We start from the raw sequence: 24,131 nt of genomic DNA on the forward strand, positions 1-24,131 counted from the left end.
TTGGATTTGTGAAGTTTGATCCTGCCTGCCTCTGGTTCGGCCGGGCCGGGCAAATTTCATGCTGGGACTGCGAGGATATTCATGGTGCGCTTGAGGTTGTAGGCGATGGCGGTGAGATGGACTTGGGCGGCGGCTTTGGCGAGACCTCGCCATCGCATCCGACGAAGGCCGTAACAGCGCTTCCAGGTTCCGAAGATCTTCTCGATCCGGCCACGCACACGATGGATCGGCTGATTCCATTCATGGAGCTTGCGCAGGATTTCCTGTTCGTCGCGGCCCCACATGCCGGTGGCGACGATCCGGGGAACGCTGCCTTTCGCACGGACCGCGTCACAGAAATGATTGCCGCGATAGGCGCTGTCGGCAAACACCTCGCCGGGATGGTCGGGCAATGCTTCAGGACCTGCCTTGCCGTCATTGATATTGGCGGATGTGATCGACACTTCGTAAGCGTGGGCTGGAGGTCGCAGATCAGGCGGCTTGTGCGATCGGTTGCTGATCTGGCCGCCAGTTCCCCGGCATGAGTTCATCCCAGCGAGCAGCAGGCCAGTCGCCCGCGATCTTGGCGATGACATCGGCGATATAGGCCTGTGGCTCGAGGCCATTGAGCTTTGCGGTCTCGATGACGGAATAGATGGCGGCGGCGCGATCGCCGCCCGCCTTTGAACCGGCGAACAGCCAGTTTTTACGGCCCAAGGCCACACAGCGCATGGCGCGCTCCGCAATGTTGTTGTCAATCTCCAGGCGCCCATCGTCGAGGAAGCGCGTCAGCGCGACCCAGCGTTTGCGGCCATAGGCGATCGCCTTGGCCATCTCGGACTTGGGCGAGAGGCGGCGCAGGGCATCATCAAGTGCCTGCCGCAGATCATCGATCAATGGCTGGGTGCGGTCCTGCCGGCTTCGTCGTCGGATCTCGGGTTGCTGGCCCGAACTTCTGCCTCGATCTCGTAAAGCTGGCCGATGCGTTCCAGCAAATCAGTGGTGAGCGACGTCGGCTTGGTGGCGTGGATGTCGAATATCTTGCGCCGGAAATGCGCCCAGCAAGCAACCTCGGTGACGCGGTTCGTGTCGTAGAGCTTGTCATAGCCGGCATAACCATCGGCCTGCAGATAGCCGCTGAAGCTGGCCAGCTGCCGCTGGGGATGCGCGCCGGTGCGGTCGGTGGTGAACTCATACCAGACGAGCGACGTTGGGTCGTGGCGCCGGAACTGCGATCATCGACGGCGTAGGCCCAGAGCCTGCCGGTCGCGGTCTTGCCCCGGCCCGGATCGAGCATGGGAACCGGCGTATCGTCGGTATGGATCTTCGCGGCGGTCAGGCCGACCTCGCGGATACGACTGATGATCGGATCGAGCAGCACGGATGCCTGTCCCACCCAGCCTGCCAGCGTCGAGCGGTCGATCTCGATCCCCTGCGCAGCCATTATCTCGGCCTGGCGGTAAAGCGGCAGGTGATGGTCGAACTTGGAGACGACGACATGGGCCAGCGTGCCAAAGGTCGCCTTGCCCCGGGCAATGGCTTTTACCGGCGCGGGCGCCTGAACGATCTTCTCGCAGGACCGGCAGCTATACTTGGGCCGGATGGTCCGAACGACACGCCATTGCACCGGCACGGCATCGAGCATCTCATCGCTATCCTGCCCCAGCGGGCGAAGCGCGCCGCCGCAGTCGGGGCAGGCGCAGGTACCTTGCTCGGGCTCGATCCGCCGTTCCTCCCGCGGTAGATGGGCAGGCAGCGCGCGAACAGGCGCTGACCGATCAACGGCTGCTGGATCGCCTCGACGCGCGGCGGCGACAATGGCCTCACCTTCCAGTTCCTCAAGCGCCAATTCAAGCTGTGCGATCTGGGTATCGAGCTTCTCGGACGACTTGCCGAACTGCATCCGCTTTAGGCGCGCAATCTGCACGCGCAGTGTGTCGATCAGGATATCGCGGGCAGAAATATCGGCGTGGGCGGCCGCCAAAGCAGCTTCGAGCTCGGCGATCCGAGCGTCTTTATCAGCGGTGGAAAGGCCTGCGTCCGACACCGCGATCCTATAGCGCAACAGCCTCCCCGATGCCAGTAAAAGTGCCAGAAAATGGGCGTTTTAGCCCGCGAGTGATGGGGTAAAAGTGCGTTCCGGCCGCCGCCAGTCGATACCTTCCAAAAGCATGGAAAGCTGGGCCGCCGTCATCACCACCGACCCGGTCCTGGTCGATGGCCACACGAACCGGCCCCGGTCCATCCGCTTGGAGAAAAGGCACATGCCCTGACCGTCATACCAGAGCAGCTTCACCAGATCGCCGCGCTTCCCTCGAAAGGCGAACAGCGCGCCGGAATGCGGGCTTTGCTCCAGAACTTGCTGCGTCATCACAGCAAGGCCGTCAAAACCCTTGCGCATGTCCGTCGCCCCGCAGGCCAGGAATATCCGCGTTGAAGGCGGCAACGGGATCATCGCGTCAGGATACCGATCACCCGGGACAAGGCATCGGCGTCGACAGTGGCATCTACAGTCACCCGGATGCCCGATGGCAGATCGATGCCGATCGAACTGCTCCTGGGCGGGGCAACCGATGGAGCGGGCAACGCTGGCGGCTCGCTGATTTGCACCTCCGCAAATGCCGGATCGGCGAACTTGCGCACCCCGGTCAGTTCGCCCGACATCGCCTGCCGCCGCCAAGTGTAGATCGATCCGCTGCCAACATCATGACGTTCGCAGGCCGTGCGCACGCAGCCATCCGGGCCGAACGCATCCCTCAACACCGCCAGCTTCTGCTCCACCGTCCAGCGCCGTCGGCCCGACACGCGGCTGACGACCTCAATCCGACTACTCATACGACCACTCGTATGAGCGCTTGCTGCACCGCTCGCTGAATCCTCAATCTCGTCCGACATCGGCCACCCCGCTCAAAGAGCGGCAATCATCCCGGCGGATGCCCAGCGTGCAAGGCGGCCGTCAGACCACGCTTACCTCCATAGTACTGACCCGTTTCTTGAACTTGATTAATTCTTGAGATATGCGGGTCGCCCATTCAATGGGCGATCTCATGAGCGGGCGAGGGGACTTGCCCGCTGCCATGGATGAGAGCGGCGCAGGCCGCGGGTTGGACAAGCCGCGCGGGAAGGTCGGCTGTCCCTGTTACCCCCTCCCAAGTCACTCAGTTCAGAAGGCCTCGTGCCGACTGGACTGCTGAGCGCACTTATGGACGTAATCGAGGATAATGCCAACTGATGCACGCATTTCCGTTCAGTGGCACCTTGACGCCAACGGAGTCAGTTCCCGACCACTATAGCCTCGTTGGTATCGCTATTGTTACGACTGTTGCCGGACTGCATTAACGTGGGTCGAGTGATCAGGGCGCTCATTTCTTTTGCGATCGAGAATGTCGCACCGCCCTCTATCAGCCAGCATTCGCCGGACCGCCAAGGTTGCTCATCAATTGTCCCGTAGCCAGCCAGTGGAATGAACCACAGTATATCTCCTTCCAACTTTCGGCGGGTATGGGATGCTCCCTGTATAATATCGAGAGTGAAAGGTGCTCCGGAGCCAACCAGTTGTTCTTCCGCCGTCACCGGAATGACGCGGTTTGGCATAGCATAGGGCTCCGCTATGCTGACTTCGATTCCCATCTCCAGATGAAGTTCGCGCTGACGTCCATAATCATAGAGCCGGAAGGTTACATCACTATTCTGCTGAACTTCGACCAGCGAAACGCCTCCACCGATGGCATGAACCGTTCCTGCCGGTATATAGTAGAAACTGCCGGGCATTACGGGCTTCCATTCTATCAGGGCTTCGATGCTTCCATCAAGAGCCGCCTCTCGTAACTCGTCGCGTGTCAAATTCTGAATAGTGCCGATACCCAGTTTCGCATCTGCTGCCGCATCAAGCACATACCAGCATTCAGATTTCCCTCCCGACAAGCCATATTGCCGGGCTTGTTTATCGTTGGGGTGGACTTGAACCGATAGTTTTTCGCTGGTGAAAATATACTTGACCAACAAAGGCAGGCTCATCTCCCGCTCAGGAGAAAACCAGATTTCACCGATCCGGCCCACACCGTTTATTCTCATGTGCGATGGGATATCGGTTCGGCCCCACGGCTTTTCTACAGCCTGGGCAATAAGTCGCTGTATCGTCATACCTCCCTTATGCCGACTCCATTCATGGGCACAAGAGGAAGCATTCTGTGAATGTTCCAGGCTGGACGGCTTCGAATCTAAGGCCGCGACTCCGAACTTCTCTCATCAAACCGTTTAGGGCGCACGGAAAGCTGTTAACCCATGCTATGTTCGCGCACGCCTGCTACCAAAAGCCACCCGATTGCATAGGCGATTAACAAGGAGAAGAAGACCGTGGCTACCTTTTTGCCGCGTTGTGGAAATTCCGATTTAACAGGCAGGTTGGGATCGACAACCCGCGTGAGATAGAGCTGTTGCTTAAGCGCTTCGGAACGCGCCTGTTCATATGCGGAGGCGGCCACCGTGTAGCGTTGCGACGCGAATTCTTTACGGATAACCAAATCTTCATAGTTACCCAAACTTGAAGCAATGGAAGAACCCGATCCGGCTAAACGGGATGACTGCCCTGCCAATTGGGCCTCAAGGGCACTTACCTGTGCAGCTTGCGCACGATATTGCGGGCTGGATTTGCTCAGAAAGCGCGCCATGCTCGCAAGCTTGGACCGGGCCGAAACTACATTACCTTCGACATCGGTCACGAGGCCCAACTGTGCCTTGCCACTCCCCGCAGGGTCAATGTCGCCTTCAGTCCGACGAAATGCCGTCAGCCGTGTCTGTGCTTGGCTTAAAGCCTCTTCCGCAAGCGCCAACTCACGCCTAGAGTCGGCGATCTGGTTTTGGAATGTGCGCTTGTTCAGCTCGTTGATTCGCGCTTCACCCATGAAAAGTAGCTTGTTAGCGAGCGCGTACGAATCTTTCGGCGTAAATGCCCGCACCGCGAGATGGGTCACTCCAGTCTCTTGATCGGCAGCGATCATGACATGCTTGCGATAATAGGTCAGCAACGATTCAGGGCGTGGCGCGGCAGATCTCAGTCGACTTAATATGTCGACACCGGGCAAGTTGAAGCGCTCAACGAGACGATCTTCTTTGCGCAGTCGCGCCACGGCGTCATGCGAAAGCAGATATTCGTAAACCAGCGTAGCTTCCGATTGGGCTTGCGAGGCACCGACACCTATGCCGAAAATCTGCCCCAAGCCGCTTATGTTCTTGGACGAGCCCTCTGCTCGGCGCACCACAAAGCTTGCGGTCGATTCATACTGGTTGGAGGCAACCAGATAATAATAAGCGGCAGTTAAAAAGGTAGGCAGCAGCACAAGCAACACGAACCAGCGATAGCGCAGCAATCGTTGCATGAACCATTTTTTCCTACCATACCGAGCATTTTTCTCGGTCAGACCATCGAGCCTGAAGATGCCGTGCATTTTCCGCTTCATCCATTTCGAAAAACGGGAGGCAGTGCCCGCCGTTCGCTGTTCGCATCCATACGCATGAATTGCGAACTGCGCCCTATCAAGGGGACTACGCACTACGCAATGAAAATTTCGATCCTGCCGACCCGCGATCAGCAGGCCGGGCCTAGCGGCTAATCAGCATGGCGAAAGGGCGAGCCGTGCTGTTGGCTGCCAACATGCCCGAACCGCCGAGTGGCACGCGAAGCTGGGCGACGTCGCAACCATGGCCGATGATCTTCAGGGCGGCCTGCTGCAGCATGTGGCGGCCAGGCAGTCTTCCGGCCTGCTCCGCGATATCTTCGAAACCGGATGACGAGACATCATAGTCGAAGAAGACCGCAATCATTCCGTTCCGGCGAACAGGCCTTATCGCATTGAGAATGGCGTTGGGTAAGGTCACGGATTCCGTATCCATTCTGGACGGAAGTGTGGCGATCATGAAATCAAACGGCCCCTTAACCATGGCACCGTCTTGCACGGATGCAAGGACGCCGTGTGCAGCAACCACATCCGTAAGCCTCTCGAAATCCTGCGAAATTGCTCCGCAAGCACCGTGAGCTAGGAAGCCATAGCTCTGAAGGGCTTTGTATGCGATGGCATGACGCCACTTGTCGACCGGATCGGTCAGTGCAGCGATAGCAGCTGGGGCTTCGCTCCAAAAGCGCCCTTTCCGCAATTGCCCCTTGGTGAAAGGCTGAGAACACGGGAAATCGATCTCGGGCTCGTCCGCGACGATGATGGACGAAGCAGAAACAGTATTGCGATTTCCGAACCGCGTATGCTCAAGATCTTCGCTGGCGTAGGTGTCCGCGTCGTCGTCCTCGAATTCCTCGACCTCAATCTTAATTCCTTCCACATTCAGGTCTGATGGCTCGGTGTATCGGCAGAAAATCGCGTAACTCACGCCTGGCAGCACCGCGACACGCAAGGGAATCTCTATATCGCCGGCAACGTCTTCCAGTGAAATGCGCGCGCCTGCAACTAGGATGGCGTCCATTCCAGAATTCGGTCGGTAACCGTTGATCCGCAATTCGATCTCGCCACAGGTCGCCCGGGCATTGACAAGGCGCACATGGAAAACGACCGATCCGGGCGCGAACTCCTGATAAAGGGTATGAAAGCAATAGGAGGGGTCGGGACCGTTGTCACTGCCGCCAAAGCCGCGAATTGCACTCGCGTAATTAGGCCAGAACGAAAATGGATTAAGGACCCTCATTAACATACCTTCTTGAGCGATCGCGAGTCCGATCGTTGCTGCAAAAGGCACACGCCATTCGTATTCGGCCATCAGAATGCTGCGCGCCCTTTTGATATCATGTAACGTCAAATTGGCGGCACGAAAAGCCTACGTGGAGCGCCAGCAGGTCGGACCCATTGCCTGATGATAATTGCCAACGGTTCGGCGCGCATGGTTGATGTCAGAGCGCTATTTGGAAGGGGTGCGCCCTTGCAATTGGGGGCAAAGGCAGGCGGCTTGCGTGGCATGCTGCTATAGGCTAGTGCCAAGATCAAATGCTGTTATCTTCACGCAAGACATCGAATTGGCGAAACAGATCGATGAATTCACTGATAAATACTTTGGCTAAACGTGTTCTCAAATTCAACAAGTCGGCAAACCTTCGCAAGAACGAACCCGACAATGATGACGTCCATATGGTCCCCGTACCCTATATGGCGCCCCTTTGGCTCCTCTCTCCGCCCAAGTCGTCATCTGTTCCTTGGACTTGGGGGCTTCCGAACTTGGAGTCCCCCGTTTCCCAACTGTGCACAAGCAACCAGATGGAGGGAGATTTCTACAACCAACTGTGCATTAGCACGGCTGTCCAACCAGAAGCGCACCGAAAGGTCTGGGAGTTCATTTATGTCAAAGCCGTCTTTGACTATTATGGCTTGCTGAACCCAGGAAAGCGTCTGCTGGGTTTTGGCATCGGCCAGGAACCACTGCCGTCCGCCTTTGCTGGCCGCGGCGTCGCGGTACTCGCAACGGATGCCCCGAGCGAGACGATTGCCAATATGGGCTGGGATACGACGAATCAGCATGCGTCGGGCCTCGATCAGCTTTATCGGTGGGAAATCGTTTCCAAGGAGGATTTCGAGCGTCTCGTTGCGTTCGAGCCGCTGGATATGAACGCCATTCCGGCACATCTTACCGATTTCGACGGCTGCTGGTCCGCTTGTGCGCTAGAGCATCTGGGCAGCATCGACCACGGCCTCGATTTCATCGAGAACAGTCTGCGAACGCTGAAACCGGGTGGCGTCGCGGTGCACACAACCGAATTCAACCTCTCTTCCAATGCAGAGACCTTCGATCAGGATCATCTCGCGATTTATCGCCGCCAGGACTTTGAGCGCCTTGTGGAGCGGTTGGTCGATCAGGGGCATTTTGTGGCACCGCTCAACCTCCATCCGGGAACAACGGCTATCGACGAGCACATTGACCTTCCACCCTACGCCCTCCCCCATCTCAAGCTTGAAGTGGCCGGCTTTGTTACGACATCCTTCGGTCTCATTGTCGTGAAGGATGGGCTCTCCGCGGGCGCATGAGCCGTTACGACTGAGCAATCGGCACCTCGTGCGCCTGCGAAGCAGCGTTGGACTATTGTCAATCACGAGCAATGCTGGAGCGGTGCGAATTCATCACTGGGGCATGATGGTTGCCTTGCAACAGCTGCGTCCTATCGTTAGGGTAAGTGACATATTTTCAACTGCCGTTGGTAAATTTTGGGAGCTTTTCTTGTGACAGCAAGTGTCAGTGAGTTCTACCTTAATAAGCTCGGAGTTGCGCTTAACAATCTGGATCGCGCAGAAATCGACAAAGGTGTAGAAATGGTGCGCGATGCCTGGGATCGGGGCGCTCAAATCATTACATTGGGTAATGGCGGTAGTTCGATGACTGCGCTCCATTTTATCACCGATTGGAACAAGATGGTTTACCTCAAGCACGGTAAACCGTTCCGCGGCCGGAGCTTGGTGGATAATATGGGCCTGTTGATGGCTTATGGAAATGATATTTCTTTTGAGGATATCTTCATCGAACAGCTGAAAAACGTGATGCAAGCCGGCGATCTGGTGATCGCCATTTCCGGCAGCGGTAATTCGGAAAACGTGATCCGCGCCGTGGACTATGCGAATGACAATGGTGGTGTGACGCTGGGCCTAGCTGGCTACTCTGGCGGGCGCCTTCGGGAAAAGGCGCAGCATTGCGTGTGGGCCGCAGTAAATGACATGCAATTGTGTGAAGACGCCCATGCGATCTTCGGTCATATTGTTATGCAATCCATGTGTGACTGTCTTTAAGGTCGGAACGTTCCTAACATGTCATCTATAATAACGCATGTCATTACAGGCGGTGCCGGTTTTGTGGCTGTCAACCTCGCAAAGTCGCTTCTCGATCGAGGCGACCGTGTCCTGCTGATCGACAATTTGTCCCGGGGCCGTCGTGAATTCGTGGAGCGGCTCGGCGGCACGAACCGCGTGGCCTTTGGGAAGGCGGATATCAGCGATGGCGATGCTCTAGCGACTGTGCTGGATACGGTGGAAGGTGGTCCCGCTGAAGTGTGGCATCTATGTGCCAATTCGGATATCCCTGCAGGCGTAAACGATCCCAATGTGGATCTCAAAGACACATTTCTGGTGACCCATGAATTGCTGGCCCAGATGCGCATGCGCGGTTGGAAACGGCTTCACTTCGCGTCGACTTCTGCAGTTTATGGCGATCATGGCCTCAACATCCTGTCTGAAAATACCATTTGCGAACCTATTTCCAATTATGGCGCAATGAAGCTCGCTTCGGAGGCGGCCATTAGGGCTGCAACCGAATCCTTTCTTGATCGGGCTAGCGTTTTCCGCTTTCCTAATGTGGTCGGCGTTCCTGCCACTCATGGCGTCATCTTGGATTTTCTGCACAAACTGCGCCGAACGCCAGACGTCCTGGATGTTTTGGGAAATGGCACACAGCGCAAAATCTATCTCCACGTCAGCGATCTGGTTAGCGCGATGCTCTGGATTTATGACCATGGACCGGAGGGCTGGTCCGTGCACAATATCGGCCCCAAGGATGAAGGCATAAGCGTGCGCGAAATCGCCGAGTTGACGCGAGATCATGCAGCGCCCTACGCTAGCTTAGCTTTCGGCACGGAAGGCCGTGGCTGGGTCGGCGACGTGCCGCGCTTTCGCTATGACGTGTCGAGGCTCGACACTTTAGGCTGGACCGCTTCCATGTCATCGAACGGCGCAGTGAAGCGCGCAATCGCGGAAATTGCAGTCCAAGAGGGCATGGATACGCCGTCGCGATGACCGCCTTGCGCCAAGCAGTCATACTCGCAGGCGGGCAAGGAACACGCCTAGCTTCTCGCTTGGGCGGCGCACCCAAGCCATTGGTGGATGTCGACGGTATGCCGTTGCTGAAGAGGCAACTGCATACCCTTGCCGAGCACGGCTTCACCCACGTCCTCATGCTGGTCAACTATCGGGCTGACGCGATAGAGGAATTTTGCGCTTCCAACGATATTGCGGGCATTCAAGTCGATGTCGTGCAGGATAGTGGAGGGGCACGGGGAACGGCCGGTGCAGTTTGGGATGCTGCGCATCTGCTCCATGATCGTTTCCTCGTGGTCTATGGCGACACGTTGTTCGATGTGAATCTGGATCGCTTCTGGAAGGCGCATGTCAGGGCGCATGAAGAGCGGCGGATCCAGGGATCGTTGTTCCTCCATCCCAACGATCATCCCCATGATTCTGACTTGGTCGAGATGGACGAGGTCGGCATGATTCGGGCCTTTCATCCCAAGCCGCACGCCGAGAACGCCTTTCATCGCAATATGGTCAATGCGGCCTTATACGTACTCGACAAGTCGATCCTGAGTGCGCTGCAACTAGAGGATGGTATAGTCGATTTCGGCAAAGACTTGTTCCCGCGCGCGCTCAGCGCCGGCATCGCTTTACAAGGCTACGCCACTTTCGAATACATCAAGGATATCGGCACCCCTGACCGTCTTGACCGCGCGGTTGCCGATTTGCGTTCCGGGAAAATCGCCCGCAGTCGGCTCGACACGCCTCAGCGCGCCGTGTTCCTTGATCGCGACGGAACGCTCAATATTCCCAATGGTCACATCGCGACCCCCGAGGCGCTGACCTTGATTGACGGCGTGGGAGAAGCGGTCGCTCGGCTCAATCGTGCGGAATATCGATGCGTGCTAATTACCAATCAGCCGGTTCTGGCGCGAGGGGAAGTGACGCTAGAAGGACTTGAAGCGATCCATGCCAAGCTGGAAACGGAACTGGGACGTGGCGCCGCCTTTCTCGACGGTAGCTATGTGTGCCCCCATTATCCGGAATCCGGTTTTCCCGGCGAAGTTCCCGAGTTGAAGGTCGTTTGCGACTGCCGCAAACCGGCGCCTGGACTGCTACAGCGAGCAATTGCCGATCTGTCGATCGACCCAGCACAATCCTGGATGATTGGAGATAGCGAGGCGGATGTCGGTGCTGCCCGTGCGGTCGGCGTTTCCAGTATCCTGGTGCGAACTGGCGGAACTGACAGCGCGAACTTCTCATTTGGGCCGGATGTGGAAGTCGAGAATCTGGCTGCCGCCGTTGACTTCATACTGAACCACGATGCCATTTCCTCCAAGAGTATGACATCCTCATGATCATTAGCAGAACCCCTCTACGGATGAGCTTTGTAGGGGGCGGCAGCGATCTGCCCCAATTTTATCGGGAATATGGCGGCGCAGTTCTGAGCACGGCGATCGACAAATATATTTTCGTCACCGCTAACAGAAAATTCGACCAAGGTGTGCGCTTGGCCTATTCAGTCACTGAAGAGGTAAGTCATGTCGGCGAACTCCAGCACGCCCTTGCACGACAGGCCATGCATTATCTGGGCGTGGGTGGCGGAATTGAGCTGACGACAGTTGCCGATATTCCCTCCAAGGGTACCGGACTCGGTTCTTCCAGTTCCTTTGCCGTCGGCCTGCTCAACGTCCTGCACGGTTTTATGGATCGCTTCGCGACGGCGCGGAAGTTGGCGGACGAGGCCTGTCATATCGAGATTAATCTGCTTGGCGAGCCGATTGGGAAGCAGGATCAATATGCTGCGGCCTATGGAGGCCTAAAACTTTACGAATTCCATCCGGACGATACGGTCACTGTCTCGCCGATCATTATGGCCAGGGAGCGCCGCAACGAACTCGCGCGTCGTATTATCATGTTCTATACTGGCGTGACCCGATCTGCCTCTGCCATCCTCGCTGATCAAGCAAAGGTCATTTCCAGTGATCAGGACAAGATTCTGAACATGAAGCGTATGGTCGAATTGACCTACGTGCTGCGAGACGCCCTGCACCAGGGCGATCTGCATAGCTTCGGTGAAATTCTCCATGAAAATTGGGAACTGAAGAAGACGATGGCACGGGGTGTCAGCAACGCTGGTATAGATGCTGCCTATGAACTGGCTCGAGCCGCCGGCGCGACGGGCGGAAAGATCCTTGGTGCCGGCGCTGGTGGATTTCTCATCTTCTATGCGCAGGAGGATCGACATGAAGCCATTGCAAAGGCCCTGGCTCCCATGCGGAGAATAGATTTTTCCTTCGAAGACGCCGGCAGTCAAATCATCTTTGCAGAATGAATTCGTCCACTATTTTAAAATTTATCTAGAGAGAGGCCCAATGCCCTATCAACTTCCGAAAAATCTGAAAGATTTCGGTAATAAAATTTCATCTCAAACCGATGAAGATGGCATTATCGAGGCAATTTTCAATCACATTCCGCCCCGATCAAAATATTTTGTCGAGTTTGGAATCGGACCGAACTGGCTGGATCATGATTATGTACATGGCTTAGAAGGAAATTGTGTTCATCTCCGTGATGATTTGGGTTGGAAGGGCCTTTTCATGGATGGAGGCAACCATCCAGAAAAGTACGATATCAAAAGGGAGTTCATCAAAGCAACAGAAATTAATGGCCTTTTCCGGAAGTACGGCGTCCCTCAAGATGTTGATATAATTTCAATTGATGTAGACGGACAAGATTTTTGGATCATGATGGCTATAGACTATAAGCCAGCATTATTTATAGTTGAATATAATCCAAATTTCTATCAAATTCATCAAACCCTTACAGTTCCATTCGATGAGTATTTCCGATGGGATGGAACAAAGCATTATGGTTGTAGCCTTGGGGCTTTAATTAAACTCGCCGGAGACAAAGGTTATAAATTGGTCTATGCGAATGGTGTAAATGCTTTCTTTGTCAAAGAAGACCTTATCGAAAACGTCGATGATTTCATAGATTCTGATCTTAATTGTGTTCTCGACCAGCACATGCACGATCATCTTGCTCGGAGATGGGAGGTTTTACGTTAATTTGCGTAGTTGTTTCTGGATTTATTTTATCGGATTTATCGTGGTAACAGGAAAGTCATGAATATCGCTACTATGCACGACAATGCATAGTAGCATGAGAATTTGCGACGCCTAAAATCAGAGGACAAGAATGCGGCTTAACCGTAAGCTCTTCAGGCCACTTCTACAGCAGGCCGATGCGGCACGCGATCAGCGGCGATGGAACTCCGCTATCGAGGCTTACCGCCGCTATCTGTTTTTCGCACCCCGGCATGCGCCGATCTGGGTACAGCTAGGCAACTGTCTGAAGGAAGCGGGTGAGTTGGAGCGTGCGCGCGCAGCTTATGGGCGTGCACGGACCCTTATGCCCGACAACGCGGATATCTATCTTCAGATGGGTCATCTGGCCAAGCTGGACGACCGTCAGAACGACGCCATCGAGGCGTTCCAACGGGCGGTCGATATAGATCCGCATTATGGTGACGCCGCTACAGAATTGAAGCGCTTGGGCGGTCGTCATCCTATGAAGAGCGTCTTGGTTAGTCCTGATCGGGATCGCGCATTGAACATAGCCGACGCGCGTCGAGATCGTGACCGCGTTGCACGATCGGCCGATGCAATCGCGGCCTTTCTGGCGAAGCTGCCGCCCCCCCAACGAGCGGATGGCTTGATCCCGCAGATGTTGCACTTCGTCTTCGGATTCAAGCAAAAAGGGGATATCCCCTATTATGGCTATATGGCTATCAAGTCTGCCCTGCATTTCAACCCCGGTTGGCGGGCCTATTACTATACCATACACGAACCATCTGGCGAAAATTGGGATCGCATAAAAGATAAGGTGACGGTTATCACGCTGGACGATTTTGATTATTACGGAAACGCGCGCCTCCATCACTATGCGCACAAGGCCGATATCATAAGAATGCTTGTGCTGAAGAAATGCGGCGGCGCCTATCTCGACATAGATACCATAACACGCCGATCTTATGAAGATCTGCGCCATCACGATTTCGTGATGGGTGTGCAGGCGGCTGGATCCGATTCCTCGTCAGGCCTTTGTAACGCCGTCATGTTTGGCAAGCCGGAAGCACGCTTCATCTGCCGGTGGCTGGAAGAGTATGACTATTTCCGCTCGAAGGGGCGCGATGATCTGTGGGACTATCATTCAGTGAAGCTCCCGGTCTCGCTGTCGGCTGCCCATCCCGAGGAGATCACTATACTTGACTATCGCGCCTTCTTCTTTCCGCTTTGGACAACCATTGACCGTGCGCTGTTCTCCGAAACCAGCGGCATGTTCCGCGAGGATTTCGAACCGGCTTATTGCTTCCATCTCTGGAACGGCGCGGTCGGCGGCTGGCTCGAGGAGATTGATGATATTTATATTCGGCAATCTCGGTCCCTTTACGCGGAGATAGCGCGGGAAGTGGAGGGAATCGAGCATGTCCCTCTTGATGCAAAGATTCCCCAGACCCGAGTAGGAGAAAAGGCATGAAGCCTCCCCTCGTTTCCCTCGTCATGCCGACGATGAATTCGGAGCGCTTCATTCGGGAAACGCTTCATAGCTTGGTCGACCAGAAATATAGTAATTTCGAACTGATCGTTGTAGATGGCGGATCGACCGACGATACATTGAATATCGTCCAGCAATATTCGGAAGGTGATATCCGGACTATAGAACTGGCGCCAGGGCTCGGAATAGCCAAGGCTCTCAACGTTGGCATCGAAGCTGCGCGGGGCGAGTTTATCGCACGCATGGATGCCGATGACGTCGCCTACAAATGGCGCATCCACGATCAGGTCTCCTTTCTGTCTACCAATCCGGAAATTGATCTCATCGGAACCGGTGTTGATGCCTTTTGGGACCATGAGGGCGTTTTCCGCAGCCCCAAGGAGCATCAGGACATTCAGGACGAGTTCCTGGTGAACAACCCTTTCTTTCATCCCACGATCATGTTCCGGCGGTCTCTCGCGGATTCCGGATTGTTTCGCTACGACGAGACGCATGCCTTCGAGGAGGACTATGAACTGTGGGGCCGCCTCATCCCGAAGGTGAAGTGCGCAAACATGGATCAGAGTTCGATCCGTTATCGCATCCGGGCGAACAGCACGCAATGGGATCCGCGCAAATATCGTTTCAAGCACCGTGCTCTTGAGGGCTTCTGCGCGTCGATTGGCATAGAGGACGAGACTTTGATTGACGGCCTCGCCGAGTTCCAGTGCGGCGGCTATATCCGGCAAAACCACTATCTCGCAATGCGCGATCATGCCCGTTCGGCGAATGAACGGAAACTGCCGCGCCTCGGCTGGCTACATGAGGCCTTGCTGCGCGAGAGCAATTATGCAGCTTTTACGGCTTGGTTTCGCGCTGCTAAAGGCTGGCCGGCCTGAACGTCTCGCAAGAAGGCCCCAACTGCCCCCTCTTCCATGGCGACTTACGCCACAAAGAGGGGGCATTCATCCCCGCTACGAATCCAGCTTTTTCCGAACGAAAAAGCCGACTTGCTAACGCTCGTCTTGTTTGTTCTACGCAATTGCACTCTTATCATAGTGCCACTGAACAAAGGGGTCGCCAATCAGATGGCTGACGCGATCTAAGCGTTCGTCAAGGGGAGCGATCAATATGTCGATATGAGCCGGAAAACAGGGATGTAAACACCCTTCTACAGCTTCATGCAATACCTGCTGGTCGATTGGCCTTAGTGCCCCGCCGTCATATGGGTAGAGGTCGAATACTGGACGATTGAATGCAAAGATACTGTCTACGAGCCTGTGCGCAGCTTTCAGTCCCAGCGATTCCGGCTGGAATTCGATCAACATAGCCATGGCGTTTCCTGCAGAGGCAAATGTTTCCCCGGCCCCCATGAAAACGAGCGGCTCGGCGCCTTGAACATCAATTTTCACCAAATCCGGGACAAAATCCTTATTGGAAAGGAAAGTATCCAACTTCACAACGTCGATATCAATTACATCTCGATCCTCGTCCGAGGAGAGTCGGTGATCTCCATGATTGTCCTTACTTAAAAATAATTGAGCCTTCCCGTCGGCCGCACCCACAGCGCAAGGCCACGATTTTATATTGTGAAATCCATTGGCATCCGCGTTCATCTGTAGCTTAGAAAAATTGCTGGGTTCAGGTTCGAATGCATGCACCTCTGCTCGACCTTCAGAAACAGCAGATGCTATGCAAGAATACCAACCGATGTTTGCTCCGATGTCTAGAAATTTCGGGATTTGGCTAAGCATTTTAATGAATATTTGAGTGGTCCAAGGCTCGTAATCGGGCGTTTCCTTGGAGCTTTTATAGTACAAGTCAACTTTGTCATCGAATGACAGTTGAAATCCCGGAACGTTGTCAATTTTCACATCAATCAAGTCTTCAATCATCACACAATCCCTGAAAATCATGGCAATATTTCTAAACTTACAGGCGAAATAAAAATGAGTACATGGCCGCTAACGCACGCCGACCCTGCTCCGTCTCCGGCGGCATCAGCCGTCAGGCTACCGGTCAAAATGCGTGACCACAACCAGTATTAAATTTCGCCGGTGCTTTGGTTTGCAGCCCTCGCCTGCTAGTGATCACCCATGGCACCCCTCATCGACGTCACTTCCCTGCTGTTGCGGCGCAATATGCCAGTCATGACAGGCATTGATCGCGTCGAATATGCGACCACCAACTGGGCGCTTGAGGCATGGCGATCGGAAGCGCTTGCACCTGTCTTCCTCATCAACACCCGGCAAGTACGCGGCGTCCTGCCGCCCCGAAGGATGGAGCGCTTGCTGGCCTCGAGCCGGCATGTCCGATCCCTTGAGGACCGACCCGGTCCGAACCTGGTACGGCTGTTCGCTTGCCTAGCGGAGCCTCCTATCGCGGGCAGCCATAAGGGTGCCGTTCGGTTGGGCAAGGCTCCAGGCAGCAGTAAGGTCCGATCAACATCATGGGCGACGACGATCGAAGGATTTTTGGGCCGGCGCCCTACTTCTTTCATGCGATCAGGTGTGCCGCTCCAATATGTTCACTTGTCCCATTACGGCCTGCAGTGGCCAGAGCGATTCGACTGGATCCTGACTGACAATGTCGATGCAACCTTCTTCGTCCACGATTTGATCCCGATCGACTTTCCGATCTATTGCAGCGTCAGCGCACACCAGAGCCACAAGCGCAAGCTTGAGACCATCGCCCGGATTGCAACCCGGATTGCTGTGAATTCGGACGATACCGGCTATCGTCTGCGCGCCTATCTTCGCGCCGAAGGCCTGCGAATCCCGTCGATCGAGACAATCAGGCTTGGAAACGGCCCACTCGCAGGCAATGCGGCGGTGCCCCATTCACCGGCCACCGCGCGACCGCCAGAGTTGAAGTCATATTATGTGTGCGGCGGCACCCTTGAAGGACGCAAAAACATCCCGCTCATTCTCGAAGTCTGGCGTATGCTCGCGAACCGGTGCGCGATGGAAGATATGCCTCGTCTGGTGTTGGCTGGAGAACGCGGATGGTCCGCCGAGAGCCTGTTTCGAGATCTCGACGAGATGCGTGATCTATCGTCTCTTGTCATTGAGGTGAACGGTCTGAACGACGCTGAAATGCAAATGCTTGTGGATCACGCCGAGGCTGTGATCACACCTTCTTTTGCGGAAGGATATAGCCTTGTTCCGGCACAGGCCATGAGCCGAGGCAAAATGGCGTTCATGTCCGACATTACAGCCCACCGGGAACTGGCGAGAGGCCAGGAAGAACTCGCCTGCTTCTTTGACCCCCTGCGGCCCGAAGAGCTGCTTGAACTGATCCGCCGCCCACGTCAAGCGCGTCATCGTCCTCTTGTCCAGCGGAACTGGTGCGACTTCGCTCGGGACATTCTCGTCGGCGGGGACAAGCCCTCAGCATATTCTAAAGAAATGGGATCCGTACAAGGTACAGTGCGATGAAATGGTTCAAGGCCGGCCGCCATTTGGCTAGGGGCGACAATGCCCGCGACAATCGGAACTGGCGGGCGGCGGCTCGCTCTTATGAGCGTTTCCTGCGCCGTCGACCGGACAATGCAGCGATTTGGGTACAACTCGGGCACATGTACAAGGAAAGTGGGCGGTACGCATCGGCCGCCAAGGCTTATCAGAAAGCGCTGAACCTCGCACCCGAGGATGCGGACATCCACCTCCAGATCGGTCATCTGAATAAGCTGACCGGTAATATGCGCCTCGCCCTGCTCGCCTTTCGTCGCGCTCTCGCTATTGATCCGACCCTTGCCTCCGCACGAAGAGAAGTCGGACATTCTGGCGCAGAACATGCTTCGTTGGGCGGAGGCGATGAGCTGATGGTATTGAAAACGCAACTCCGGGAAGTCACAAGCCGCCTGATCTTGGTTGAACAGGCAGTGGAGGAAATTATGAAATCCAGCGATCGTCACTGAATCACTTTTCGGCTCTCCCAAACATTACTTCAGCTAGGCAGTTGCGCCGAGGCACGCTTTTTTATGTTGCTCTCGACGTCAAGCGTTGGCAATGAATGCCGCCTGTCTCGTCAGCACCGCAGGAGGGGCTGGCATAGCTCGGATACCCGCTCTTGATCACCTCCACTTCTGCCCTTACGCGCAAGGCTTCTCTCCTGTCGAGTGCAGCCTTCTGCCTAGCTGCAATATCGCTTTCCGGATGCTCGACCCTGCCGATGAGCGGACCAACGGCAAACAGAATCGAACATTTGGCGAAGGCCGACACGAATGTCATCGGCTTTCGAATCGAGAATATCTCGCCCGAGGCGATTGCGGCCTTAGACGCTGCTTCCCCGGTTGCCGAGGGTGCGTTGAGTTTCCTCAACGCCAGCGGGCGGCCTGAGCGCTCGGACATCATTCGGCCGGGTGATATGTTGAATATCTCGATTTTCGAGGTCGGCTTCACTCTGTTCGGAAGCGCGGTAACAGCGCTCGACACGAAGCTGGAGAATACACCCGGCAATGCGCAGCGCATCGGTATTCGCGTGGATGATGATGGCAATATAACTCTGCCTTATATCGGCAAGCTGATCGTCGCAGGATTGACGCCAGAACAAGTACAGGCCCACATTGAGATCCGGCTTAGCGGATTGTCTCAAAACCCGCAGGCGCTGGTCATCATTACCGACAGTATACAGAACAGCGTTTATGTAAGCGGAGCGGTTGCGCGGCCTGGACGGTTCCGGCTTGAGCCCGGCCAAGAGCGTATTCTCGATCTGGTTACGCTCGCTGGAGGCCCCACGGCGGAAACGGACAATATCGAACTGCACGTCGTGCGTGAACAGCGCGCGGCTGACATTCGCCTAGGTGAGCTTCACGCGGAGGACGAAGACAATATTTCTCTCGCTCCCGGGGACCGAATTGAGCTGATCAACAGGCCTCGGAGCTATACCGTGTTCGGAGCTTCCGATCACGTTTCGCAAGTGCCCTTCGGCATCGGTAGGGTTTCCCTTGCGGAAGCGCTCGCGCGGGCAGGCGGGCCATCTGACAATCGTGCTGATCCGAAGGGCGTGTTCCTCTTCCGGTATCTCAAAAAGCCTGAAGGCGCGGACGATCCTGTAATCTATCGCGTCAATCTGATGGATCCACAGAATTACTTCCTGGCTCAGCGCCTGACCATGCGGGACAAGGATTTGATCTACTTCTCGAACGCGCCGGCGAACATCCCGGCGAAGTTCATTTCCATTCTCAACCAGCTCATCAGTCCGGTTGTCACTGCGCGAATTTTGACGCAGTGACAATGTCATCGACCGCTCGCTAATCCGGCGGTCCAGTTCCGACCGCGGAGACGGAATGCGCATAGCAATCGACGGTTTCAATCTTGCACTTCCCCGCGGGACAGGCGTTGCGACCTATGGTTTTGGTTTGGCACGCGCCCTTCAAAACATGGGGCATGTCGTCGACGGCGTCTTTGGTCTCAATGCCGGCCGCTCGGCCGAAACCCGCGAACTTCTCTTCTTTGATGCCTTCGGTCGAGGACAGCCGTTCGGCAAGCCCGAGAAACGTCGCTTCATCGGGCGCGCGATGCTGCGCACGCTTTTGCCAATCAATCTGTCAGAAGTTCTGCTCACGGACAAAGTGGAAAAGCGCGATTTCCAGTATCGGCTTCCGCATTTCGATCGAGTCTATACCTATCCCTATCTGTTCGAGCTCGCTTTTACGCGTTTCAGACTGACGCGTTCCTTCCTAACCATCAAGCTTCCGCAGACCCCCGCCATCATGCATTGGACCTACCCCGTTCCCCTGCGTGTGCAGGGCGCACGGAACATATACACTGTGCACGATCTGGTTCCGTTGCGGATGCCGCACACGACACTTGATGACAAACAGACCTATTACGACTTGGTCAAGCAATGCGTGATGGACGGTCATCATGTCTGCACTGTTTCCGAAGCCAGCCGGCAGGACATCTTGGCACAATTTCTGGTTACGCCGGATAAATTGACAAATACCTATCAGACTGCGCCAATGCCTGCGGAGATCGCCCAATCCGGCACGGAAGACGACGCCAAGATCATTGCCGAGCTGTTCCAGCTCAAGCCTCGCAGCTATTTCCTGTTCTTCGGCGCCATCGACCCGAAGAAGAATGTCGATCGAATACTAGAGGCCTATCTTAAATCGGGCAGCAGCCTGCCTCTGGTCATGGTGCTTGGCAGAGACTGGGGACTGGGGTATCGACGGCGGCGTAAATCTTCGCAGAGCGATATTTTCGAACATCATGATGATCAAAAGATCATTCAACTGGAATATCTTCCTCGGCCGATGTTGTTCCGGCTGATCCGGATGGCGCGTGCTGTAGTTTTCCCGTCTTTGTATGAGGGCTTCGGCTTGCCGGCGTTGGAAGCCATTCAACTCGGCACACCGGTCCTGACATCGAACCTCAGTTCATTGCCGGAGGTCGTTGGGAATGCAGGGTTGCAGGTAGACCCATATAGTACTGACGAGATTGCGCAGGGCTTCATCAAATTGGAAACCGATGAAAACCTGTATCGGCAGATACTTTCTGCTGCCCCAGCTCAGATATCAAAATTCTCCGACGAGGCTTATCTTGATAGGCTGACACAAATGTACTCCCGAATCGTGTAGACAATCTCCAATCGCACGCATGACCGACCGCGGGAGGCAGGTCTGTTCGCGGGATGAACGAAAAGGTGACTAGCGAAACTGGAACTGCCGACGGGACTGTATGCTTCTCAGTATCTGTATGAGACCTGTGCGCGGGTGGGCGTAGACAGGCGCGGAAAGAGCTGATTCTATGGGCTTTCCGAGAAGGAGAGCGACTGGTGGCGCAGCGTTCAATTGGTCAGGAGCAGTTTAGCTTTGCGCGACGGGAGCGGCCAACTTCGTCGCTCGACGCACTTGTATCGCTGATAGATTGGAGTCAGGTCGCGGTGCTGCTCGATCCGCTTTATTCGGCTGCCAAGGGCGAGCCAGCCTGGCCGTCGCTGGCGATGTTCAAAGCGCTGCTTCTGTCGATCTGGTACGACGTGTCCGATGTGAAGCTGGCTGAGGCGCTCGACGATCGATCCTCCTTTCGCCGCTTCTGCGGATTTTCCGCGAATGAAGCGACGCCCGAGCGTACCGCCTTCGTCAGATTTCGCAGGCTGCTCTTTGCGCACATGCTGGACCGGGCACTGTTTGAAACCGTGACCATGCAACTCAAATCCAAGGCGGTGACAGTCAAGACCGGGACCTTGGTTGATGCCACCATCATTGCCTCGGCCAGTGAGGACGATGACGATGCGCGCTGGGTGAAACACAAGGGAAAGCGGGCTGTTCATTGCTTCAAGGCCCATGTCGGTGCCGATGCCGATACAGCGTTGGTCGAGGAAGTGTCGTAAGCGTGGTCTGACGGCCGCCTTGCACGCTGGGCATCCGCCGGGATGATTGCCGCTCTTTGAGCGGGGTGGCCGATGTCGGACGAGATTGAGGATTCAGCGAGCGGTGCAGCAAGCGCTCATACGAGTGGTCGTATGAGTAGTCGGATTGAGGTCGTCAGCCGCGTGTCGGGCCGACGGCGCTGGACGGTGGAGCAGAAGCTGGCGGTGTTGAGGGATGCGTTCGGCCCGGATGGCTGCGTGCGCACGGCCTGCGAACGTCATGATGTTGGCAGCGGATCGATCTACACTTGGCGGCGGCAGGCGATGTCGGGCGAACTGACCGGGGTGCGCAAGTTCGCCGATCCGGCATTTGCGGAGGTGCAAATCAGCGAGCCGCCAGCGTTGCCCGCTCCATCGGTTGCCCCGCCCAGGAGCAGTTCGATCGGCATCGATCTGCCATCGGGCATCCGGGTGACTGTAGATGCCACTGTCGACGCCGATGCCTTGTCCCGGGTGATCGGTATCCTGACGCGATGATCCCGTTGCCGCCTTCAACGCGGATATTCCTGGCCTGCGGGGCGACGGACATGCGCAAGGGTTTTGACGGCCTTGCTGTGATGACGCAGCAAGTTCTGGAGCAAAGCCCGCATTCCGGCGCGCTGTTCGCCTTTCGAGGGAAGCGCGGCGATCTGGTGAAGCTGCTCTGGTATGACGGTCAGGGCATGTGCCTTTTCTCCAAGCGGATGGACCGGGGCCGGTTCGTGTGGCCATCGACCAGGACCGGGTCGGTGGTGATGACGGCGGCCCAGCTTTCCATGCTTTTGGAAGGTATCGACTGGCGGCGGCCGGAACGCACTTTTACCCCATCACTCGCGGGCTAAAACGCCCATTTTCTGGCACTTTTACTGGCATCGGGGAGGCTGTTGCGCTATAGGATCGCGGTGTCGGACGCAGGCCTTTCCACCGCTGATAAAGACGCTCGGATCGCCGAGCTCGAAGCTGCTTTGGCGGCCGCCCACGCCGATATTTCTGCCCGCGATATCCTGATCGACACACTGCGCGTGCAGATTGCGCGCCTAAAGCGGATGCAGTTCGGCAAGTCGTCCGAGAAGCTCGATACCCAGATCGCACAGCTTGAATTGGCGCTTGAGGAACTGGAAGGTGAGGCCATTGTCGCCGCCGCGCGTCGAGGCGATCCAGCAGCCGTTGATCGGTCAGCGCCTGTTCGCGCGCTGCCTGCCCATCTACCGCGGGAGGAACGGCGGATCGAGCCCGAGCAAGGTACCTGCGCCTGCCCCGACTGCGGCGGCGCGCTTCGCCCGCTGGGGCAGGATAGCGATGAGATGCTCGATGCCGTGCCGGTGCAATGGCGTGTCGTTCGGACCATCCGGCCCAAGTATAGCTGCCGGTCCTGCGAGAAGATCGTTCAGGCGCCCGCGCCGGTAAAAGCCATTGCCCGGGGCAAGGCGACCTTTGGCACGCTGGCCCATGTCGTCGTCTCCAAGTTCGACCATCACCTGCCGCTTTACCGCCAGGCCGAGATAATGGCTGCGCAGGGGATCGAGATCGACCGCTCGACGCTGGCAGGCTGGGTGGGACAGGCATCCGTGCTGCTCGATCCGATCATCAGTCGTATCCGCGAGGTCGGCCTGACCGCCGCGAAGATCCATACCGACGATACGCCGGTTCCCATGCTCGATCCGGGCCGGGGCAAGACCGCGACCGGCAGGCTCTGGGCCTACGCCGTCGATGATCGCAGTTCCGGCGCCACGACCCAACGTCGCTCGTCTGGTATGAGTTCACCACCGACCGCACCGGCGCGCATCCCCAGCGGCAGCTGGCCAGCTTCAGCGGCTATCTGCAGGCCGATGGTTATGCCGGCTATGACAAGCTCTACGACACGAACCGCGTCACCGAGGTTGCTTGCTGGGCGCATTTCCGGCGCAAGATATTCGACATCCACGCCACCAAGCCGACGTCGCTCACCACTGATTTGCTGGAACGCATCGGCCAGCTTTACGAGATCGAGGCAGAAGTTCGGGCCAGCAACCCGAGATCCGACGACGAAGCCGGCAGGACCGCACCCAGCCATTGATCGATGATCTGCGGCAGGCACTTGATGATGCCCTGCGCCGCCTCTCGCCCAAGTCCGAGATGGCCAAGGCGATCGCCTATGGCCGCAAACGCTGGGTCGCGCTGACGCGCTTCCTCGACGATGGGCGCCTGGAGATTGACAACAACATTGCGGAGCGCGCCATGCGCTGTGTGGCCTTGGGCCGTAAAAACTGGCTGTTCGCCGGTTCAAAGGCGGGCGGCGATCGCGCCGCCGCCATCTATTCCGTCATCGAGACCGCAAAGCTCAATGGCCTCGAGCCACAGGCCTATATCGCCGATGTCATCGCCAAGATCGCGGGCGACTGGCCTGCTGCTCGCTGGGATGAACTCATGCCGGGGAACTGGCGGCCAGATCAGCAACCGATCGCACAAGCCGCCTGATCTGCGACCTCCAGCCCACGCTTACCTATGGAG

23 protein-coding genes and 3 pseudogenes are annotated in these 24,131 nt (G+C 56.3%); 16 read left to right on the forward strand and 10 right to left on the reverse strand.

Annotated elements, in window-relative coordinates; genetic code table 11:
- Nucleotides 1–56: 56 nt before the first annotated feature.
- From ACYU81_RS03835 to ACYU81_RS03875, 9 genes and pseudogenes are all read right to left on the reverse strand, one after another.
- Nucleotides 57–443 carry a transposase gene (locus ACYU81_RS03835; protein ID WP_460986430.1) on the reverse strand — a complete coding sequence of 129 codons (387 nt, stop codon included), beginning with the start codon at nucleotides 441–443 and terminating at the stop codon, nucleotides 57–59.
- Nucleotides 444–471: 28 nt separating this feature from the next.
- Nucleotides 472–711 (reverse strand): transposase domain-containing protein, encoded by a 240-nt coding sequence (locus tag ACYU81_RS03840; protein ID WP_460988104.1) that lies wholly within the window; start codon nucleotides 709–711, stop codon nucleotides 472–474.
- Nucleotides 709–1,130, reverse strand: a pseudogene (locus ACYU81_RS03845) (IS66 family transposase); the annotation flags it as partial. The pseudogene ACYU81_RS03845 and the gene ACYU81_RS03840, both read right to left, overlap by 3 nt.
- A gap of 137 nt (nucleotides 1,131–1,267) precedes the next feature.
- A pseudogene (locus ACYU81_RS03850) lies at nucleotides 1,268–1,882 on the reverse strand (IS66 family transposase); the annotation flags it as partial.
- Nucleotides 1,883–2,086: 204 nt separating this feature from the next.
- Nucleotides 2,087–2,434, reverse strand: a complete 348-nt coding sequence (gene tnpB, locus ACYU81_RS03855) for an IS66 family insertion sequence element accessory protein TnpB (protein ID WP_460986431.1) — start codon at nucleotides 2,432–2,434, stop codon at nucleotides 2,087–2,089.
- Nucleotides 2,431–2,814 carry an IS66-like element accessory protein TnpA gene (gene tnpA / locus ACYU81_RS03860; RefSeq protein ID WP_460986432.1) on the reverse strand — a complete coding sequence of 128 codons (384 nt, stop codon included), beginning with the start codon at nucleotides 2,812–2,814 and terminating at the stop codon, nucleotides 2,431–2,433. Before tnpA (ACYU81_RS03860) ends, tnpB (ACYU81_RS03855) begins: the two co-directional genes overlap by 4 nt.
- Nucleotides 2,815–3,252: 438 nt before the next feature.
- On the reverse strand, nucleotides 3,253–4,122 hold the full coding sequence (locus ACYU81_RS03865) for a class I mannose-6-phosphate isomerase (RefSeq protein ID WP_460986433.1): 870 nt from the start codon (nucleotides 4,120–4,122) through the stop codon (nucleotides 3,253–3,255).
- Nucleotides 4,123–4,256: 134 nt separating this feature from the next.
- On the reverse strand, nucleotides 4,257–5,426 hold the full coding sequence (locus tag ACYU81_RS03870; RefSeq protein WP_460986434.1) for a lipopolysaccharide biosynthesis protein: 1,170 nt from the start codon (nucleotides 5,424–5,426) through the stop codon (nucleotides 4,257–4,259).
- A gap of 154 nt (nucleotides 5,427–5,580) precedes the next feature.
- The gene (locus tag ACYU81_RS03875; RefSeq protein ID WP_460986435.1) at nucleotides 5,581–6,744 is read right to left on the reverse strand and encodes a hypothetical protein; all 1,164 of its coding nucleotides are present in this window, start codon (nucleotides 6,742–6,744) and stop codon (nucleotides 5,581–5,583) included.
- Nucleotides 6,745–7,013: 269 nt separating this feature from the next.
- Between ACYU81_RS03875 and ACYU81_RS03880 the strand changes: the two genes are divergently transcribed.
- The 8 genes from ACYU81_RS03880 to ACYU81_RS03915 all read left to right on the forward strand — a co-directional run bounded on the left by ACYU81_RS03880 (nucleotide 7,014) and on the right by ACYU81_RS03915 (nucleotide 15,184).
- On the forward strand, nucleotides 7,014–8,000 hold the full coding sequence (locus tag ACYU81_RS03880; protein ID WP_460986436.1) for a methyltransferase domain-containing protein: 987 nt from the start codon (nucleotides 7,014–7,016) through the stop codon (nucleotides 7,998–8,000).
- Between the two features lie 192 nt (nucleotides 8,001–8,192).
- The gene (locus tag ACYU81_RS03885) at nucleotides 8,193–8,753 is read left to right on the forward strand and encodes an SIS domain-containing protein (RefSeq protein WP_460986437.1); all 561 of its coding nucleotides are present in this window, start codon (nucleotides 8,193–8,195) and stop codon (nucleotides 8,751–8,753) included.
- An 18-nt stretch (nucleotides 8,754–8,771) separates the two neighbouring features.
- On the forward strand, nucleotides 8,772–9,752 hold the full coding sequence (locus tag ACYU81_RS03890; RefSeq protein WP_460986438.1) for an NAD-dependent epimerase/dehydratase family protein: 981 nt from the start codon (nucleotides 8,772–8,774) through the stop codon (nucleotides 9,750–9,752).
- On the forward strand, nucleotides 9,749–11,104 hold the full coding sequence (locus ACYU81_RS03895; RefSeq protein ID WP_460986439.1) for an HAD-IIIA family hydrolase: 1,356 nt from the start codon (nucleotides 9,749–9,751) through the stop codon (nucleotides 11,102–11,104). The genes ACYU81_RS03890 and ACYU81_RS03895 overlap by 4 nt, the downstream gene beginning before the upstream one ends.
- Nucleotides 11,105–11,127: 23 nt before the next feature.
- A complete protein-coding gene (locus ACYU81_RS03900) occupies nucleotides 11,128–12,081 on the forward strand; it encodes a GHMP family kinase ATP-binding protein (RefSeq protein WP_460986440.1) in 954 nt (317 codons plus the stop codon).
- A gap of 40 nt (nucleotides 12,082–12,121) precedes the next feature.
- Entirely contained in the window at nucleotides 12,122–12,817 is a 696-nt protein-coding gene (locus ACYU81_RS03905; RefSeq protein WP_460986441.1) for a hypothetical protein, read from the forward strand.
- 130 nt (nucleotides 12,818–12,947) lie between these two features.
- Nucleotides 12,948–14,288, forward strand: a complete 1,341-nt coding sequence (locus ACYU81_RS03910; RefSeq protein WP_460986442.1) for a glycosyltransferase — start codon at nucleotides 12,948–12,950, stop codon at nucleotides 14,286–14,288.
- Nucleotides 14,285–15,184: a glycosyltransferase gene (locus ACYU81_RS03915; protein ID WP_460986443.1), complete on the forward strand. Its 900-nt coding sequence runs from the start codon at nucleotides 14,285–14,287 to the stop codon at nucleotides 15,182–15,184. The genes ACYU81_RS03910 and ACYU81_RS03915 overlap by 4 nt, the downstream gene beginning before the upstream one ends.
- Nucleotides 15,185–15,319: 135 nt before the next feature.
- Here the strand turns inward: ACYU81_RS03915 and ACYU81_RS03920 are convergent, their stop codons facing one another.
- Nucleotides 15,320–16,180 carry an FkbM family methyltransferase gene (locus ACYU81_RS03920; protein ID WP_460986444.1) on the reverse strand — a complete coding sequence of 287 codons (861 nt, stop codon included), beginning with the start codon at nucleotides 16,178–16,180 and terminating at the stop codon, nucleotides 15,320–15,322.
- A 201-nt stretch (nucleotides 16,181–16,381) separates the two neighbouring features.
- Between ACYU81_RS03920 and ACYU81_RS03925 the strand changes: the two genes are divergently transcribed.
- From ACYU81_RS03925 to tnpC, 8 genes and pseudogenes are all read left to right on the forward strand, one after another.
- On the forward strand, nucleotides 16,382–17,722 hold the full coding sequence (locus tag ACYU81_RS03925; protein WP_460986445.1) for a glycosyltransferase: 1,341 nt from the start codon (nucleotides 16,382–16,384) through the stop codon (nucleotides 17,720–17,722).
- Nucleotides 17,719–18,204: a tetratricopeptide repeat protein gene (locus ACYU81_RS03930; RefSeq protein ID WP_460986446.1), complete on the forward strand. Its 486-nt coding sequence runs from the start codon at nucleotides 17,719–17,721 to the stop codon at nucleotides 18,202–18,204. The genes ACYU81_RS03925 and ACYU81_RS03930 overlap by 4 nt, the downstream gene beginning before the upstream one ends.
- 254 nt (nucleotides 18,205–18,458) lie before the next feature.
- Nucleotides 18,459–19,520 carry a polysaccharide biosynthesis/export family protein gene (locus ACYU81_RS03935; protein WP_460986447.1) on the forward strand — a complete coding sequence of 354 codons (1,062 nt, stop codon included), beginning with the start codon at nucleotides 18,459–18,461 and terminating at the stop codon, nucleotides 19,518–19,520.
- 55 nt (nucleotides 19,521–19,575) lie between these two features.
- On the forward strand, nucleotides 19,576–20,868 hold the full coding sequence (locus ACYU81_RS03940) for a glycosyltransferase family 4 protein (RefSeq protein ID WP_460986448.1): 1,293 nt from the start codon (nucleotides 19,576–19,578) through the stop codon (nucleotides 20,866–20,868).
- A gap of 197 nt (nucleotides 20,869–21,065) precedes the next feature.
- Nucleotides 21,066–21,623, forward strand: coding sequence for a transposase (locus ACYU81_RS03945; protein ID WP_460986449.1), 558 nt, complete (start codon nucleotides 21,066–21,068; stop codon nucleotides 21,621–21,623).
- 132 nt (nucleotides 21,624–21,755) lie between these two features.
- Nucleotides 21,756–22,139, forward strand: a complete 384-nt coding sequence (gene tnpA, locus ACYU81_RS03950) for an IS66-like element accessory protein TnpA (protein ID WP_460986432.1) — start codon at nucleotides 21,756–21,758, stop codon at nucleotides 22,137–22,139.
- Nucleotides 22,136–22,483: an IS66 family insertion sequence element accessory protein TnpB gene (gene tnpB, locus ACYU81_RS03955; RefSeq protein ID WP_460986431.1), complete on the forward strand. Its 348-nt coding sequence runs from the start codon at nucleotides 22,136–22,138 to the stop codon at nucleotides 22,481–22,483. The genes tnpA (ACYU81_RS03950) and tnpB (ACYU81_RS03955) overlap by 4 nt, the downstream gene beginning before the upstream one ends.
- A gap of 60 nt (nucleotides 22,484–22,543) precedes the next feature.
- A pseudogene (gene tnpC, locus ACYU81_RS03960) lies at nucleotides 22,544–24,098 on the forward strand (IS66 family transposase).
- Nucleotides 24,099–24,131: the final 33 nt, after the last annotated feature.

This window comes from Sphingobium sp. TomTYG75, assembly GCF_054771635.1.

Bases quoted from the DNA above. Each gene is read 5' to 3' on its own strand.
- ACYU81_RS03840 (WP_460988104.1), bottom strand. From the start codon at position 711: ATGCGCTGTGTGGCCTTGGGCCGTAAAAACTGGCTGTTCGCCGGTTCA.
- tnpB (WP_460986431.1), bottom strand. From the start codon at position 2,434: ATGATCCCGTTGCCGCCTTCAACGCGGATATTCCTGGCCTGCGGGGCG.
- tnpA (WP_460986432.1), bottom strand. From the start codon at position 2,814: ATGAGTAGTCGGATTGAGGTCGTCAGCCGCGTGTCGGGCCGACGGCGC.
- ACYU81_RS03865 (WP_460986433.1), bottom strand. From the start codon at position 4,122: ATGACGATACAGCGACTTATTGCCCAGGCTGTAGAAAAGCCGTGGGGC.
- ACYU81_RS03870 (WP_460986434.1), bottom strand. From the start codon at position 5,426: ATGCACGGCATCTTCAGGCTCGATGGTCTGACCGAGAAAAATGCTCGG.
- ACYU81_RS03875 (WP_460986435.1), bottom strand. From the start codon at position 6,744: ATGGCCGAATACGAATGGCGTGTGCCTTTTGCAGCAACGATCGGACTC.
- ACYU81_RS03880 (WP_460986436.1), top strand. From the start codon at position 7,014: ATGAATTCACTGATAAATACTTTGGCTAAACGTGTTCTCAAATTCAAC.
- ACYU81_RS03890 (WP_460986438.1), top strand. From the start codon at position 8,772: ATGTCATCTATAATAACGCATGTCATTACAGGCGGTGCCGGTTTTGTG.
- ACYU81_RS03895 (WP_460986439.1), top strand. From the start codon at position 9,749: ATGACCGCCTTGCGCCAAGCAGTCATACTCGCAGGCGGGCAAGGAACA.
- ACYU81_RS03900 (WP_460986440.1), top strand. From the start codon at position 11,128: ATGAGCTTTGTAGGGGGCGGCAGCGATCTGCCCCAATTTTATCGGGAA.
- ACYU81_RS03905 (WP_460986441.1), top strand. From the start codon at position 12,122: ATGCCCTATCAACTTCCGAAAAATCTGAAAGATTTCGGTAATAAAATT.
- ACYU81_RS03910 (WP_460986442.1), top strand. From the start codon at position 12,948: ATGCGGCTTAACCGTAAGCTCTTCAGGCCACTTCTACAGCAGGCCGAT.
- ACYU81_RS03915 (WP_460986443.1), top strand. From the start codon at position 14,285: ATGAAGCCTCCCCTCGTTTCCCTCGTCATGCCGACGATGAATTCGGAG.
- ACYU81_RS03920 (WP_460986444.1), bottom strand. From the start codon at position 16,180: ATGATTGAAGACTTGATTGATGTGAAAATTGACAACGTTCCGGGATTT.
- ACYU81_RS03925 (WP_460986445.1), top strand. From the start codon at position 16,382: ATGGCACCCCTCATCGACGTCACTTCCCTGCTGTTGCGGCGCAATATG.
- ACYU81_RS03930 (WP_460986446.1), top strand. From the start codon at position 17,719: ATGAAATGGTTCAAGGCCGGCCGCCATTTGGCTAGGGGCGACAATGCC.
- ACYU81_RS03935 (WP_460986447.1), top strand. From the start codon at position 18,459: ATGAGCGGACCAACGGCAAACAGAATCGAACATTTGGCGAAGGCCGAC.
- ACYU81_RS03940 (WP_460986448.1), top strand. From the start codon at position 19,576: ATGCGCATAGCAATCGACGGTTTCAATCTTGCACTTCCCCGCGGGACA.
- tnpA (WP_460986432.1), top strand. From the start codon at position 21,756: ATGAGTAGTCGGATTGAGGTCGTCAGCCGCGTGTCGGGCCGACGGCGC.
- tnpB (WP_460986431.1), top strand. From the start codon at position 22,136: ATGATCCCGTTGCCGCCTTCAACGCGGATATTCCTGGCCTGCGGGGCG.